A 16,991-nucleotide genomic window follows, 5' to 3' on the forward strand; every position below is an offset into this window, starting at 1 on the left:
ACCTCAACCGGCAGAAACGGCGTCAGCCGAACGTCTTGTCCAGCGCCTGGCGCAGGTCGGCGGCCAGATCGTCGGCGTCCTCCAGGCCGGTGGAGAACCGTAGGTGGCCGAATTCGCGGAACCCGTCGGGGTAGGCCGCGACCCGCGGACCCTCGGTGCCGACGTGCACGATCAGCGATTCGTCGTGGCCGAGCGACACCGCGGAGGTGATCACCGTGAGGTGGGAGACGAAACGGTTGTGCGTGGCCGGATCACCGCGCAGCGCGAACGCCATCATGCCGCCGAAGCCGCGACCGCCCAATTGCCTTGCGGCCAGTTCATGTTGGGGATGGGACTCCAGGCCCGGATAACAGACGTACGCGATCCGGTCGTCGGCCTCCAGCAGTCGGGCAAGGGTCATCGCCGACGCCTGGTGCTGGGCCAGCCGCAGCGGCAACGTGATCGACCCGCGGCTGATCAGCCACGCGTTGAACGGGGAGATCACCCCGCCCACATCCACCATCGCCTCGGCCTTCACCTTCGAGACGTGTTCGGCGGCCCCGATCACCGCACCGCCCATCGCATCTCCGTGCCCGTTGATGTACTTGGTCAGCGAGTGGACCACGAGGTCGGCGCCGTCGGCCAGCGGCCGGTACAGCGGCGGGGGAGTGAACGTCGAGTCGATCACCAGCAAGGCGCCGGCGGTGTGGGCGATGTCGGCGAGTGCGGCCACATCGGCGACCTTGGTGGTGGGATTGGCGATCACCTCGGCGGTGATCATCCTGGTGGCGGGCCGGACGGCCGCCCGCACCGCGTCGAGGTCGGTGATGTCGACGAACGTGGCCTCGATGCCGTACTTGCGGGGCAACAACTGCGTCCACAGTTTCCACGTCGCCTCGTAGGTGGTGTCGGAGACGATGATGTGATCGCCCGTCGCCAGGAACGTGAAATACACCGCGTGCAGCGCGGCCACCCCGGATGCGAGCGCGAGCGCATCCTCGCCACCTTCCAGGAGGGCCAGTTTGCGTTGCAGTGCAACCTGATTGGCGCCGGTGTTGCGGGTATAGATCAGATGGTCGGGATCTGACCAGTCGAGCTTTTCCGGCTCGGGCGGCAGGTGATACGAGTTGGCCATCGTGATCGGGGTCCGGATCGACGGACCGGCGGTGTCGTTGCCGCCGTGGACGCTGAGGGTCATGTCCCCGTAACTCGTGTCCCCGTAACTCGTGTCCCCGAAACTCGTGTCACCGTGCTGCGCGTTCATGCGTCGACGCTACGACACGGTCTTGTCACCTGAGGGCTGAGGTCCGGGGAAAGGCGGGACGCACACCCGGTGGAGCCTCGAAACCCGGTGAGGCGACAGTGCCGTCTCACCGGGTTTCGAGGTTCGCGGGCCCGCACCCCTTGGTACCTCGACCAGCGGAAGAGGCCCGTTGCGGGCTACGTGTACAGGTCGGCGATGGCGATCTTGTACGAGTCGTGGATCACGTTGCGCTTGAGCTTGAGCGTGGGCGTCAGCTCACCGGTCTCGATGGTGAAGTCGGTGTCGAGGACCGCGAACTTCTTGATGGCCTCGGCCTTGGACACCGTCTTGTTGGCGGAATCGACGGCCTCCTGCAATTCGGCGAGGATCTTCTCGTTGGTGCTCAGCGCACTCAGCGGGGTGTCGGCCGGCAACTGGTGGCGTTCGAGCCAGCCGGGGATGACCTCCTGATCAAGGGTGATCAGTGCGGCGATGAACGGCTTCTTGTCGCCGACCACCAGGCACTGGCTCACCAGCGGGTGGGCCCGGATGGTGTCTTCGAGCTGGGCCGGGGAGACGTTCTTGCCGGCCGCGGTGACGATGATCTCCTTCTTGCGGCCGGTAATGTACAGGAAGCCGTCGACGAGCTTGCCGATGTCCCCGGTGTGGAACCAGCCGTCCCGGATGGAATCGGCCGTGGCGTCCGGGTTCTGCCAGTAGCCGCCGAAAACCATCGGGCCCCGGAGCAGGATCTCGCCGTCCTCGGCGATGGCCGCCGCGGCGCCGGGAACCGGTCGGCCGACAGAGCCGACGTGCTGGTCGGCGACGTTGTTGGCGGTGATGCCCGCGCTGGTCTCGGTGAGGCCGTAGGCCTCGTACACCGGGATACCGACGCCACGGAAGAAGTGACCGAGGCGCTCGCCGAGCGGTGCGCCGCCGGACACCGCGCCGATGCAGTTGCCGCCGAGCGCCGCGCGCAGCTTGCCGTAGACGAGCTTGTCGAACAGGGCGTGCTTGAGCTTGAGCACGAGCCCGGCCCCGCCGGTGTCGCGGGCCTTGCTGTACTCGATGGCCGTGACGGAGGCCTTCTCGAAGATGCTGCCCTTGCCGCCGTCGTACGCCTTCTGCTTGGCCGAGTTGTAGACCTTCTCGAACACACGCGGCACCGACAGCACATAGTGCGGCTTGAATTTGTCGAGATGGGCCACCAGGTTCGGGATGTCACTGGTATGACCGAGGATCACCTTGTTCTCGATGCAGCCGACCTCGATGGCGCGGGCGAACACATGCGCCAGGGGAAGGAACAGAAGGGTGGTGTTTCCCTCGACCAGCCCCGGCCCCACCGAGTGGGCGCAGGCAGCGCTTTCGGCGAGCAGGTTGGCGTGGGTCAGTGCCACGCCCTTGGGGCGTCCGGTGGTGCCGGAGGTGTAGATCAGCGTTGCCGGGTCACTGGCGGTGGTGCCGGCGTGGCGGGCGTCGAGTTCGGCGGCGTCGACGGAGTTGCCTCGCTCGGTGAGGGTCGCGAGTGCGCCCTCATCGATGACCAGGGTCTCGCCGAGGGCCGCCGCGCCCGCGATCACCTCCTGGTGCTGGATGCGATGCTTGGTCGCCTCGACGATCAGCAGTCGGGTGGCGGAGTCCTCGAGGATCCACTGGACCTGGTCGGGGGCGGACGTGTCGTAGATCGCCACGGTGACCGCGCCCGCGCGCCAGATGGCGTAGTCGACGACGGTCCACTCGTAGCGGGTCGAGGACAGCAACGCCACCCGGTCGCCGGGGTTGATTCCCGAGGCGATGATGCCCTTGGCGACCGCGTCCACCTCGTCGGCAAAGGTCTTGGCGGTGACGTCGACCCAATCGGAGCCCGACAGCTTGCGCAGCAGGACGGCGTCCGGGGTCTCGGCACGGTGACGCACCAGCGAGTCCACTGTCGTCGCCTTCTCGTCGACCGTGTAGTCGGACGGGGTCGAGTACTGATCCATATCTCTCCTTTGTCGAACCTGCGGGGCTCTCGCCCCTGTTCGGAACGATCAAACAGGGGCGAGACCAAACGGGCAATTCAGGCACATTCGAGGGCAGATTCGTCGCCGATATCCGCGTGAATGGCACCGAGCGTAGCAGCTGTGCGGTGACACCGATCACATGTGCTCACGGTGAACATCTCCGTTCGATTCTTCGGGACCGCCTGTTGCGCACTAGAGTGGTAGCGGTGAACGAGACTGGCCGGCGATGACACCCGAATCCGAATCCGAATCAACGTCCGCCGAGACGTACAGCGAACAGCAAACCGCCCACGGTGACGATACCGCCGGGGGTGGCTTCGGCGGCCTCGGCATCGATGACCGAGTGCTCGAGGCCATCTCCGATGTCGGCTACGAGTCGCCCTCGCCGATTCAGGCGGCGACGATCCCGATCCTGATGTCCGGTCGCGACGTCGTCGGGCTGGCGCAGACCGGCACCGGCAAGACGGCGGCCTTCGCCATTCCCATCCTGTCGCGGCTCGATGACTCCGCGCGCAAGCCGCAGGCCCTGATCCTGGCGCCGACCCGCGAGCTCGCGCTGCAGGTGGCCGAGGCATTCGGCAAGTACTCGGCCCATCTGCCCAAGGTGAAGGTGCTGCCCATCTACGGCGGGCAGAGCTACGTGGTCCAGCTCAACGGCCTCAAGCGCGGCGCACAGGTCATCGTCGGCACGCCGGGGCGCGTCATCGATCACCTCGACCGGGGTACCCTCGACATCTCCGAATTGGAGTTCCTGGTCCTCGATGAGGCCGACGAGATGCTCACGATGGGTTTCGCCGAGGATGTCGAACGCATTCTCGCCGACACGCCGGACTCCAAGCAGGTCGCGTTGTTCTCCGCGACGATGCCGCGGGCCATTTCCCGGCTGGCGCAGCAGTACCTCAAGGATCCGCAGGAGATTACGGTCAAGGCCAAGACCGCGACCGCGTCCAACATCGCCCAGCGTTATCTGCAGGTCTCGCACCAGCGCAAACTCGATGCCCTGACCCGTTTCCTGGAGGTCGAGCAGTTCGACGCGATGATCGTGTTCGTCCGCACCAAACAGGCCACCGAGGAGTTGGCCGAGAAGCTGCGCTCGCGTGGATTCTCGGCGGTGGCGATCAACGGCGATCTGGCGCAGGCGCAGCGCGAACGCACCATCAACCAGCTCAAGAACGGCTCCATCGACATCTTGGTGGCCACCGATGTCGCGGCCCGCGGCCTGGACGTGGACCGGATCTCGCATGTGGTCAACTACGACATCCCGCACGACACCGAGTCCTATGTGCACCGGATCGGCCGCACCGGGCGCGCGGGAAGGTCGGGCAACGCGCTGCTGTTCGTCTCGCCGCGTGAACGGCATCTGTTGCGGGCCATCGAGAAGGCCACACGTTCTACGCTCACCGAGATCGGGCTGCCCAGTGTGGAGGACGTCAACGCCCAACGCGTGGCGAAGTTCGCCGAGTCGATCACCGAAAACCTGAGCTCGGATCACCTGGATTTGTTCCGCAAGCTGATCGAGGACTACGCCCGCGACAACGATGTGACGATGGCCGACATCGCGGCGGCGCTCGCACTCGAAACCCGTGACGGCGGCTTCCTCATGGCACCCGACCCGCCGCAGCGCGAACGGGGCGAGCGCGGGGAGCGGCCCGAGCGTCGTGAGCGCGCGCCCAGGCGGCCCGGGGCCAATTTCGCCACCTACCGCATCGCGGTCGGCCGGGTTCACCGGGTGTCGCCGGGTGCGATCGTCGGGGCGATCGCCAACGAGGGCGGACTCACCAGAGGTGATTTCGGTAACATTTCCATCCGCGACGATTTCAGTCTCGTGGAGCTGCCCGACGATCTCGACTCCGAGACCTTGGCGTCACTCCGGCACACCAGGATCGGCAAGAACCCCATCGACATCCGCCGCGATCAGGGTCCGCCCCGAGCCCGTGGTGGTGCCAAACGTGCAGCTCAGGGTGCACGAGGGTACGGCCGTGACGGAGCCAGGCGATCGGACTCGTGGGGCAAACGCGGCAGCCCCAAGGTGGCCGGACACCCGCGCGGCTGATCGTGGCCGTGGCGTGACGCACAGTTGCCTACCCGTGGTGTGAGGTTTACCCGCTCGTCATGATATGGACATCGCCGCGTAGCATTGCTTCTTGGTAACGGGTCGCAATGGTGCACCGACATACCGGTCAGGCCGGGCAATGATGCCGGGTGCCATGCGAGCAGACGAAACAAGAAGCGGGTGAGTCACCAGTGTCAGTGGTGAATGCAATTTCAGCCAGAGAAGCAGTCGAGCACAGTCGGCAGGGCGATGCGGTCATCGTCGACGCGCGTCCTCAGGTGATGCGGCATCAGGGCAGCGTGCCCGGTGCGGTCGTCGTCGAGCCGGGTGATGTGCGGGCCGCCTTCAACCACACGCCGTCGGGTCGGTTCCCGGTGATCTCCGATCACGATCGGGAGATCGCCGTGGTATCGGTCCGGTCGCAGGCTCCGGCAATCGCCGAGCAGATCGCTGATCTGGGTTACACCAATGTGCGCTACGTCGATGGCGGCTACGGGGCACTGTCGACGTTCACCGGCACGTCCAACTGACGTTCTCGCCCCGGCGATCGGGGTGGTCGTACACACGAGAGGAGCGAGCCGACACAGGTCGGCTCGCTCCTCTCGTGTATTCGCCCGGTCAGTCGCCTACGGCGTCGAGCAAGGCTGGCAGTCCCACCGCCGCCGACATCCGTACGGACTCGGTGACGTGGGGGCTGAGTGCGGATTCCTCGATGTTGAACTCGATCACCGGGGTCCCCCCGGCCAGTGCTCGTTCGGGCAATTCTGCTGCGGGATAGACGATTCCGCTGGTTCCCACGACCAGCACGAGGTCGCTGCCGGTGATCGCGTGCTCGGCGCGCCGCCAGGCATCGCGCGGTAGGCCCTCGCCGAACCAGACGACTCCCGGACGGACCGATGACAGGCATTCGTGGCACGAGGGTGGTTCGATGCGCGGCGGCTCGGCATATGCGGTGATATCGAATCCGGCGGGGAGTCGGGTGCCGGTGCCGTGATATGGCGCCCGGCATGCTGTGCACCGGGGTTCGAACAGGCTGCCGTGCAGGTGGCTGATGACTTCGCTGCCCGCGCGCTCGTGCAGGTCGTCCACGTTCTGGGTCACCACCATGACAGCGCGGTGATCGGCCAGGGCGGCGATGGCGCGGTGCCCGGGGTTGGGCTGGGCCTCGCTGACGAGCTTCATCCGCCACAGATACCAGCCCCAGACGAGTGCCGGATCGTCTTCCCAGGCTTCCACCGTGGCCAGCGACGCCGGGTCGTAGCGTTCCCAGAGACCCGTCTGCGCATCGCGGAATGTGGGCACACCGCTTTCGGCGGACATGCCGGCACCGGAGAACACGGTGATCCAGTGTGCCCGGCGCACGAGGTCGATCACGTCGGTGGAGAGCGTTGCGGAGTTGCCTGACATGCTGAGCACCTTACGTCCCGGACGAATGCCGGGGCGAACTCTTTATCGGGTCGATGAGCGGTTATATCGGACCGCCGTGCGATGCAGTGAACTGATTCACATAACAATTTCATAACGGCTTCGGGGGGGTGTCGCGCGAGGCGCACTCGGCGGCATTTGTGCAGGTACGGGCGTCGGTTCGGTGGGTCGGTTCGGCCGTGCGTGGACGGGCCGGAAGTTACCGACGGGGATACTCATGGGTATACCACTCGGTCACCCCAAAACATGAGGGAAACCTCACTTTCGTGTGTCATGATGGGTGCCACGTTCCTCGGTGGAAAGCGCGGACCGATCCCGGGTTGGTCATGTAATGCTTTGCGGCACTGATGTGTTCGATGAATTCGTGATGTGTTCGATGAATTCGAGGAACCGGTCGGCGCGTGGGACGATCTCGCGCCGCCGGCACGAGATGTCCCGCAACGACGCCACTCGACGATGACGCATGCCCGTATCGCGGCGAGCCCACCGCCGAACGCCTTTGCCGCGACCCGATCACCGATCCGAACCCCGATCACACAGCCCCGAAGATCACACAGCCCCGAACGAGGAGAATCCGTGACCGTCGATCACATCCGCACCGGCCAGCTGGGAGCCTCCACCGCTTCCCGAACCACCGGCACATTGATGGACCAGATCGCCGCCGGTGAACCGTACGCGATCAGTTTCGGCGGGCAAGGCTCACCGTGGCTGCCGACGCTGGCGGAACTGGTCGTCGACGCCGACCTCGAATACCGGATCAGCAAGTACATCGACGCCGCGGAACGGCTGATCGCGCCCGTCGCCGACCGGCTCTCGATCGCCCGCCCCGACGGCTTCCATCCGCTCACCTGGGTCCGGGCCCACGACGCCGGCGACGACGTGCCCACCGACACCGCGCTGGCCGACGCGACGCTGTCGGTGCCGGGTGTGCTGCTCGCCCAGCTCGCCGCCGTCGACGCGCTTGCCAAGCAGGGTCTGGACACCGCGACGATCCCGCCCACATCGGTGGTCGGTCATTCGCAGGGCATCCTGGCCACCGAGGTGATCGCCAACGACGGCGCCGGTGTGGGCGCAGGCGTGGTGCTGGCACTGGCCCAGCTGATCGGTGCGGCGGGCACCATCGTCGCGCGCCGCCGGGGCCTGGCCGCCACCTCCGACGGCACGCCGATGATGGCCATCGGGAACGCCGCCCCCGAACGGATCGACGCCATCCTGGCCGACTACCGCGCGGGCCTGTCCGAACGTGACCTCGGCACCGAGCCGGTCGTCGCCATCCGCAACGGCCGGACCGCCGTCATCGTGGCGGGCGCACCCCGCCACCTGAAGGCACTGCGTGCCCGCTGCGAGCAGATCGCCGACGGCGAAGTCGACCAGCGCAAGCGTAAGCTCACCGGCGGCGCTCCGTTCGCACCCAAGTTCGACGCGCTGGTCGTGTCGCTGGCCTTCCACCACCCGTCGATGGCCGAAGCGGTCGAGATGGTGGCCCAGTGGGCCGAGGAATGCGGTATCGATCGGGCCGTCGCCGCCCGCCTGGCCGCCGATGTCCTGGTCAACCACGTGGACTGGGTGTCGATCATCGACGAGGTGATCGCCGGCGGCTCCCGGTGGATCCTCGATCTCGGCCCGGCCGATCTGGCAACGCGCCTGACCTCCGGTCTGGTGCGCGGTCAGGGTATCGGGCTGGTTCCGGCAGCACTGCGCGTCGGCCAGCGCAACCTCTTCAGCCCCGGTGGCATCCCCGAGATCGAGGCGCGCTGGTCGCAGTTCGATCCGCTCCTGGTGGAACTGCCCGACGGACGCACCGTGGTGGAGACCGCGTTCACCCGGCTCACCGGCCGCTCGCCGATGCTCCTCGCGGGAATGACGCCCACCACCGTCGACCCCGCGATCGTCGCGGCGGCGGCGAACGCCGGACACTGGGCCGAACTCGCCGGCGGTGGCCAGGTGACCGAGGAGATCTTCGCCCGCAACATCGCCACCCTCACCGACCTGCTGGAACCCGGTCGTGAGGCTCAGTTCAACGCCCTGTTCCTCGACCCGTACCTGTGGAAGTTGCAACTCGGCGGCAAGCGGATCGTGCAGAAGGCCCGTGCCCAGGGCGCCCCGCTCGACGGCGTGATCGTCTCGGCGGGCATTCCCGAACTCGACGACGCGGTCGCACTGGTCGACGAGTTCGTCGAGGCGGGCCTGCGCTACGTCGCGTTCAAACCGGGCACCGTCGAGCAGATCCGTGCGGTCGTCCGGATCGCGGCCGAGGTGCCGCACCACCCGGTCATCGTGCAGATCGAGGGCGGCCGCGCCGGTGGCCACCACTCCTGGGAAGACCTCGACGACCTGCTGCTGGCCACCTACGGTGAACTCCGCGCCCGTCCCAACGTCGTGATCTGCGTCGGCGGCGGCATCGGCACGCCCGAGCGGGCCGCCGAGTACCTGACCGGCGTGTGGTCGGAGAACCTCGGCTACCCCAAGATGCCGCTCGACGGCATCCTCATCGGCACCGCCGCGATGGCCACCAAGGAAGCCACCACATCGCCCGAGGTCAAACAACTGCTCGTCGACACCATCGGTTGTGACGAATGGATCGGCGCCGGTCACGAGAGTGCCGGTATGGCCTCCGGACGCAGCCAGCTCGGTGCCGACATCCACGAGGTCGACAATGCCGCCTCGCGATGCGGACGTCTGCTCGACGACGTGGCAGGCGACGCCGATGCCGTCGCCGAACGTCGCGATGAGATCGTCGAGGCCCTCGCACACACGGCCAAGCCGTACTTCGGTGATGTCGCCGACATGACCTACCGGCAGTGGCTCGACCGCTATGCGACCTTGGCCGTCGGTGGCGAGAGAGTCGACGGGGGCTCGGTCTGGGCCGATCAGCTGCCGTGGGCCGACATCACCTGGCAGACGCGATTCATCGACATGCTGCAGCGCACCGAGGCCCGGATGGCCCCCGCCGACCGCGGCGAGGTGCCCACGATGTTCGCCGGCACCGCGAGCACCGACGATCCACACGCCGCGATCGACGCCCTGGTCAGCGTGTATCCCGAGGCCGAGGTCGATATTCTGCATCCGGCGGATGTGGCGTTCTTCTTCGAGTTGTGCCGTACCCCCGGCAAACCGGTCAACTTCGTACCCGTCATCGACAAGGACGTGCGCCGTTGGTGGCGCAGCGATTCGCTGTGGCAGGCGCACGACGCCCGTTACTCGGCCGACGAGGTGTGCATCATCCCCGGCCCGGTGGCCGTCGCCGGTATCACCCGGGTCGACGAGCCGGTAGGGGAACTGCTCGACCGGTTCGAGGCCCACGTGGCCGCCGATCTGGCCGCCGCCGGCGGTCAGGCGATCCCGGTCGACGGTCGTAAGCGGGCCGGTGTCGTCTCCGGTGAGGGCGCGGTTGCCGCGGTCCTGGAGGCCGACGACGTCGAATGGGCCGGTCGGATCGTGCCCAATCCGGTCACCGTGATCGGTGACCGCGGCCGCTGGGTCGTCGTCGATCCCGGCCGGGCCGAACACGCGCCCACCGGCGCCGTACTCGAACGGGCCGCCGAGGACCGCTTCGATCTCGTCGTGCCCGTGTCCGGCACCACGATCCGTATTCCGCTGCGCGTCACCGCGGCGATCGCCGACGGCGGCAGCCCGCTGATCGATGTCGCCGACGCGTCCGCGGCGATGACCGAGATCCTGACCGTCGCGGCCGGCGGCTCGCTGGCCGAGGTCACCGACGGCGTAAGCACCACCGTCTTCTCCTGGAATCCCGACTCGGTCGCCGACCACGCGGCGGTCACCGGTTACACACTGCCCGCGCATCTGACCCCGACCACCCCGACGCAGCCGTTCGGTTTCGCCGTGCCCGATACCCTCGTCGGCGCGTGCTGGCCGTCGGTGTTCAGCGTGATCGGCGCGGCCCGCGCCGAATCGGGCGATCCCGTCGTGGAGGGTCTGCTCGACCTGGTACATCTCGACCACGCGATCGAGGTCGCCGGCCAGATCCCGACGGTCAGCGACGATCTGGACGTGACCGCTGCCCTACAGGGCGTGTACGACGCCGAGGTGGGCCGGGTCATCGAGGTGGGTGTCGACATCGCCGTCGCCGGCTCGCCGGTCGCGCGACTGGTCGAGCGTTTCGCCATCCGGGGCCGCCTCGGATCGGCCGAACTGACCGACCCAGCACGGGCGGGCGGTGCCGCCGACGGCGAACAGCAGGCCACCCGCAAACTGCTGCGCGCGGCCACCATCACCGCACCCGGCCACATGGGCGGATTCGCGGCGGTGTCCGGTGACCGCAACCCCATCCATACCGACGCCATCGCGGCCCGCCTGGCGGGACTGGGCGATCCGATCGTGCACGGCATGTGGCTCTCGGCCGCCGCCCAGCAGGTGGTGACCGCCACCGACGCCAAGAACCCGATACCGTCGCCGCGGCCGCTGCTCGGCTGGACCGCCCGCTACCTGGGCATGGTCCGCACCGGTGACACGATCGCCGTGCGCGTCGACCGGGTCGGACTCGACGCGGGCCGTGAGGTCGTCGAGGTCACCGCCAAGGTCGGCGACAACCTGGTGATGAGCGCGACCGGTGTACTCGCCGCCCCGCGCACTGTGTACGCATTCCCGGGACAGGGCATCCAGTCCAAGGGGATGGGTCTGGACGCCCGGTCCCGCTCCAAGGCCGCCCGCGACGTGTGGGACCGTGCCGACAAGCACACCCGTGCCGCGCTGGGCTTCTCGATCCTGGCCGTGGTGCGCGACAACCCGACCACCCTGGTGGCCGGTGGCACCACTTACAACCACCCGGACGGCGTGCTGTACCTGACCCAGTTCACCCAGGTCGCGATGGCCACCCTCGGTGTCGCGCAGATCGCCGAACTCAAGGAGTCCGGAGGCTTCGTCGACGGCGCCATCACCTGCGGCCACTCGGTGGGCGAGTACAACGCGCTCGCCGCCTGTGCCGGCGTTCTGCCGCTCGAAGCGGTGCTCGAAGTGGTGTTCCAGCGCGGCGAGGCCATGCATCACCTCGTTCCACGAGATGACAAGGGCCGCAGCGATTACCGGATGGCTGCCATCCGGCCCAGCCAGTTCGGGCTCGCTGACTCCGATGTCACCGCATTCGTCGATGACATGTCGGCGCGTACCGGTGAATTCCTGGAGGTGGTCAACCTCAACCTGCTCGGCTCGCAGTACGCGATCGCCGGTACTGTCCGCGGACTCGAGAGCCTCGAAGCCGAGATCGACCGTCGCCGTGCCGAATTCGGCGGAAAGCGGTCGTTCATCGTGGTACCGGGCATCGACGTACCGTTCCATTCGACCGTGCTGCGTGCCGGTGTGCCCGAGTTCCGGACCAAGCTCGACGAGCTTCTGCCCGCGCATATCGATCCGGAAATCCTTGTCGGACATTATATTCCGAACCTGGTGCCGCGACTGTTCTCGCTCGAACGCGACTTCGTGGCCGAGATCGCCGCGCTCGTCCCGTCCGCACCGCTCGACGACGTTCTCGCCGACTGGGACGGCTGGGCCGCCCGCCCGGGCGAACTGGTGCGTGTGGTGCTCATCGAGCTGCTGGCCTGGCAGTTCGCCAGCCCGGTCCGCTGGATCGAGACACAGGAACTGCTCTTCGCCCCGCGTGAACGGGACGGACTGGGCATCCAGCGGTTCATCGAGATCGGTGTGAAGAGTGCGCCGACGCTGTCCGGTCTGGCCGGCAACACCCTCAAGCTCGACGACTACGCGCCCGCCACCGCAGAGGTGCTCAACCTCGAACGCGACACCGCCGTCATCCTCGCGCAGGATGCCGGAGTGGAGCCCGAGGATGACGACGCCGTCGAGGCCGTTGCCGAAAGCGCCGATCAGGCAACCGAATCGGCACCTGCCGCGGCTGCCGCCCCGGCCCCGGCCGCACCTGTCGCCCCGGCCGGCGGTCCGCGTCCCGAGGACATCTCCTTCGGGCCGGCCGACGCCGTCCGGGCCGTGATCGCGATGTGGACCAAGATGGGTGTCGACCAGATCGGTGCCGCCGACACCATCGAGGCCCTGTGCGACGGTGTGTCCTCGCGCCGCAACCAGCTGCTGCTCGACATCGGCGGCGAACTGGGACTGGGCGCCATCGACGGTGCCGCCGAAGCCGACATGGTGGCGTTGTCGTCGACCGTGCAGACGCTGGCCCGCGGCTACCGTCCGCTCGGCGCGGTCCTCACCGACGCGGTGTCCGAACAGATCCGCAAGGTCATGGGCCCGCTGGGCAAACGCCAGTCCTACATCACCGACCGGGTGGAGAAGGTGTGGCAGCTCGGCCCCGGCTGGGGCCTGCACACCGTCGTCGCCCTGGCGATGGGTACCCGTGAAGGTGCGAGCGTGCGCGGCGGTGACCTCGGCAGCCTGCTCGACGGTCCGCTGTCCGGCGCCGACGCGCTGGACTCGCTGATCGACCGCGCCGTCGCCGCGGTCGGTGCCGACAAGGGCATCGCCGTGGCCAAGCCCGCCGCCGAATCCGGTGGCGGGGCCACGGTGGACGCGGCCGCGCTCGGCGAGTTCGCCGAACAGATCACCGGCCGGTCCGGTGTCCTGGCGACCGCCGCACAGACCGTGCTGGCCAAGCTGGGCCTGACCGACACCGCCGGAACACCCGAGGTCGAGGAGAACCCGGACGCCGCGATTGCCGCGCTGGTCAGCGCCGAACTCGGTTCGGACTGGGCGCGCACCGTCGCACCCGCCTTCGACGAGCGCAAGGTCGTGCTCATCGACGACCGCTGGGCCACCAGTCGTGAGGATCTGGTGCGGCTGTGGCTGACCGACGCCGCCGATCTCGACGCCGACGCCGCCACCCGGTTCGCCGGGGCCGGTGAGGTCGTCGCCGAACACGCCACCTGGTGGCAGGAGAAGGCGACGGCGGCGGGCAACGCGGAGCACGCACAGGTGTACGGCCGGATCGCCGAGGTCGCGCGTGCGGAGAGGGTCGGCGAGTACGCCGACCAGATCGCCGTCGTCACCGGCGCCAGCAGGGGCTCCATCGCTGCGGCCGTCGTCGGTGGGCTGCTCGCCGGCGGTGCGACCGTCGTCGCCACCACCTCGCGCCTCGACTCGGACCGGCTTGCCTTCTACAAGGAGCTGTACCGCACCCACGCGCGCTGCGGCGCCGCCCTGTGGGTCGCGCCGGCCAACATGGCCTCCTACTCCGATGTCGACGACCTGGTGTCGTGGATCGGTTCGGAGCAGACCGAGAACCTCGGCAGCACAACCGCCGTGGTCAAGCCCGCACTCAAGCCGACGATGCTGTTCCCGTTCGCCGCGCCGCGGGTTGCCGGTGACCTCACTGATGCCGGCGCGCGCGCCGAGCTGGAGATGAAGGTGCTGCTGTGGTCGGTGGAGCGGCTGATCGCCGCCCTGTCCGACATCAACGCCGACCACGACCTCGCGGCACGTCTGCACGTGGTGCTGCCCGGCTCGCCCAACCGCGGCATGTTCGGCGGTGACGGCGCCTACGGCGAGGCCAAGGCGGCCCTGGACGCAGTGGTGACCCGTTGGAACGTCGAAGACTCGTGGAAGCGCCGGACCACCCTGGCGCACGCGCTGATCGGCTGGGTCCGTGGCACGGGTCTGATGGGCCACAATGATCCGCTGGTCGACGCCGTCGAAGAGGCAGGTGTGCGTACCTGGAGCACCGCCGAGATGGCGGCCAACCTGCTCGGCGTGTGCACGCCGGAGCAGCGGGCGCAGGCCGCGCAGGCTCCGATCGTCGCCGACTTCACCGGTGGACTCGACCCGGACGCCATCGATCTCAAGGCGCTGGCCGCGGCCGCACAGGCCGAGGCCGCCGAGGTCGAGGCGGACGAGGATTCCGCCGACACCGGTGCCGACACCGTCGCGGCGCTGCCCGCCCCGGCACGTGCCCGCGCATCGATGCGCCCGCAGTGGGCGCCGATCGAGGCCAAGCCCGAGGACCTGGTGGTGATCGTCGGTGCCGGCGAGCTCGGCCCGTACGGTTCGGCGCGAACCCGCTTCGAGATGGAGGTCGACGAGAAACTGTCGGCCGCGGGGGTGCTGGAACTGGCCTGGAACACAGGTCTGATCACCTGGGACAGCGCGCCCAAACCGGGCTGGTACGACACGGCCTCCGGTGACCCGGTGGCCGAATCCGAGATCGCCGACCGCTACCACGACGAGGTGGTCGAGCGGTGCGGTATCCGGCGCTACGCCGACGACGGCGCGATGGTGGACAACACCTCGCCGCTGCTGACCTCCGTGTTCCTCGACGAGGATCTCACCTTCTCGGTGGGATCGGAGGCCGAGGCGCGTGCGTTTGCCGCCACCGCCCCCGACAAGACACGGGTACAGTTCGCCGCCGAATCCGGAGAATGGCAGGTCACCAGACTCGCCGGCACCGAGATCCGCGTGCCCCGCCAGTTCGAGCTCAGCAGGACCGTCGGCGGTCAGATCCCGACAGGTTTCGACCCGACCCGTTGGGGCGTCACCCCCGACATGGTCGAATCCATCGACCGGGTTGCGCTGTGGAACCTCGTCGCCACCGTCGACGCGTTCCTGTCGTCGGGCTTCACCCCGGCCGAGTTGATGCGCTGGGTGCACCCCGGCCTGGTGGCCAACACCCAGGGCACCGGCATGGGCGGCATGACCTCGATGCGTGAGCTGTACATCAACACGCTGCTCGGTGAGGCCAAGGCCAACGACATCCTGCAGGAAGCGCTGCCCAATATCGTTGCCGCACATGTCGTACAGTCCTATATCGGCAGCTACGGCGCGATGATCCACCCGGTCGCCGCCTGTGCCACCGCCGCGGTGTCGGTGGAGGAGGGCGTCGACAAGATCCGCCTCGGCAAGGCGCTGTTCGCGGTCGCCGGCGGGTTCGACGACCTCGGTATCGAAGGCATCGTCGGCTTCGGTGACATGTCGGCCACCGCCGAATCGGCCGCGATGTCCGCCCGCGGCATCGATGAGCGCCGCTTCTCCCGCGCCAACGACCGGCGCCGGGGCGGGTTCGTCGAATCGCAGGGCGGTGGCACGATTCTGCTGGCCCGCGGTGACGTGGCCGCGCAGATGGGACTGCCCGTGCTCGGTGTGGTGGCCTGGGCGCAGAGCTTCGGCGACGGCGTGCACACCTCGATCCCGGCTCCGGGGCTGGGTGCGCTGGGTGCGGCCCGTGGCGGCCTGACCTCGCCGCTGGCCGGCGCGCTGGCCACCCTCGGAGTGAGCGCCGACGAGGTGGGCGTGATCTCCAAGCACGACACATCCACCCGCGCAAACGATCCCAACGAGTCCGAGCTGCACGAGCGGCTGGCCTCGGCGATCGGCCGCAGCGAAGGCGCACCGCTGTTCGTGGTCTCGCAGAAGTCGCTCACCGGTCACGCCAAGGGCGGCGCGGCGGCCTTCCAGCTGATCGGGCTGTGCCAGGTGCTGCGCGACGGAGTGATCCCGCCCAACCGCAGCCTCGACTGCGTCGACGAGAAGATGCAGGAGTACCCGCACCTGGTGTGGGCGCGTGACACCCTGCACCTGGGTGAGCGCTTCCCGCTCAAGGCCGGTCTGCTCACCAGCCTCGGCTTCGGGCATGTGTCCGGGCTGATCGCCGTGGTCCATCCGGAGGCGTTCGTGGCCACTCTCGATCCGGCTGTCGCCGACGACTACCGCGAGCGGGCCGCCGAACGCGAACGGCTCGGCAACCAGCGCCTGCTGGATGCGATGTGCGGTGGCGAGGCCGCCTACACCCGGCCCTCGGGCCGCCGATTTGACGCCGACCGCGACGAGCACGACGCGGAATCGGAACTGCTGCTCGATACTTCGGCACGCCTGGGTGCGTCGGGTGCGTACGGCGTAGGGTCGGTGCGATGAGTGTGTTGGGCGTGGGGATCGACATCGTGTCGGTCCCCGGCTTCAGGGAGCAACTGGCACAGGCCGGCACCACCTTCGGGGACCGGTTCACCACCCGCGAACGACGTGACGCGGGTGTGGGCACCGGCGACGACGCACTTCACCTGGCCGCCCGCTGGGCCGCCAAGGAGGCCGTGATCAAGGCCTGGTCGGTGAGCCGCTATGGCCGAAAGCCGTTGCTGCCGTTGATCCGGCACAGCGATATCGAGGTGGTCACCGATAACTGGGGCCGCCCGGCGATCCGGCTGGCCGGCGAGATCGCCGACCTGCTCCGCGACACTGTCGTGCACGTCTCGCTCACCCACGACGGTGATACCGCCGCCGCCGTCGCCATCCTCGAATCCGCGCCGATCGAGGACTGACCCCCACCCGGCCGGTTGAGGTGCGAAACTCGCGCCTCAACCGGCCGGGTGTCTGT

Annotated in this window: 7 protein-coding genes; 4 read left to right on the forward strand and 3 right to left on the reverse strand. The window is 68.3% G+C overall.

Annotated elements, in window-relative coordinates:
• Positions 1 to 22: 22 nt before the first annotated feature.
• Positions 23 to 1,243 (reverse strand): trans-sulfuration enzyme family protein, encoded by a 1,221-nt coding sequence (locus tag GII31_RS08380; RefSeq protein ID WP_246222173.1) that lies wholly within the window; start codon positions 1,241 to 1,243, stop codon positions 23 to 25.
• Between the two features lie 176 nt (positions 1,244 to 1,419).
• Positions 1,420 to 3,204: an AMP-dependent synthetase/ligase gene (locus GII31_RS08385; protein ID WP_213248504.1), complete on the reverse strand. Its 1,785-nt coding sequence runs from the start codon at positions 3,202 to 3,204 to the stop codon at positions 1,420 to 1,422.
• Between the two features lie 247 nt (positions 3,205 to 3,451).
• Between GII31_RS08385 and GII31_RS08390 the strand changes: the two genes are divergently transcribed.
• Complete coding sequence (locus tag GII31_RS08390) at positions 3,452 to 5,278, forward strand: DEAD/DEAH box helicase (protein ID WP_213248506.1); 1,827 nt, start codon at positions 3,452 to 3,454, stop codon at positions 5,276 to 5,278.
• A 191-nt stretch (positions 5,279 to 5,469) separates the two neighbouring features.
• Positions 5,470 to 5,808 (forward strand): rhodanese-like domain-containing protein, encoded by a 339-nt coding sequence (locus GII31_RS08395; protein WP_213248508.1) that lies wholly within the window; start codon positions 5,470 to 5,472, stop codon positions 5,806 to 5,808.
• 88 nt (positions 5,809 to 5,896) lie between these two features.
• On the opposite strand, the gene GII31_RS08400 is transcribed toward GII31_RS08395, so the two are convergent.
• Positions 5,897 to 6,685: an SIR2 family NAD-dependent protein deacylase gene (locus GII31_RS08400; RefSeq protein ID WP_213248510.1), complete on the reverse strand. Its 789-nt coding sequence runs from the start codon at positions 6,683 to 6,685 to the stop codon at positions 5,897 to 5,899.
• 594 nt (positions 6,686 to 7,279) lie between these two features.
• Between GII31_RS08400 and GII31_RS08405 the strand changes: the two genes are divergently transcribed.
• On the forward strand, positions 7,280 to 16,534 hold the full coding sequence (locus GII31_RS08405; RefSeq protein WP_213248512.1) for a type I polyketide synthase: 9,255 nt from the start codon (positions 7,280 to 7,282) through the stop codon (positions 16,532 to 16,534).
• A complete protein-coding gene (gene acpS / locus GII31_RS08410) occupies positions 16,531 to 16,935 on the forward strand; it encodes a holo-ACP synthase AcpS (protein WP_213248514.1) in 405 nt (134 codons plus the stop codon). The genes GII31_RS08405 and acpS overlap by 4 nt, the downstream gene beginning before the upstream one ends.
• Positions 16,936 to 16,991 lie beyond the last annotated feature (56 nt).

This window comes from Gordonia pseudamarae (genome assembly GCF_025273675.1).
Taxonomy (GTDB): domain Bacteria; phylum Actinomycetota; class Actinomycetes; order Mycobacteriales; family Mycobacteriaceae; genus Gordonia; species Gordonia pseudamarae.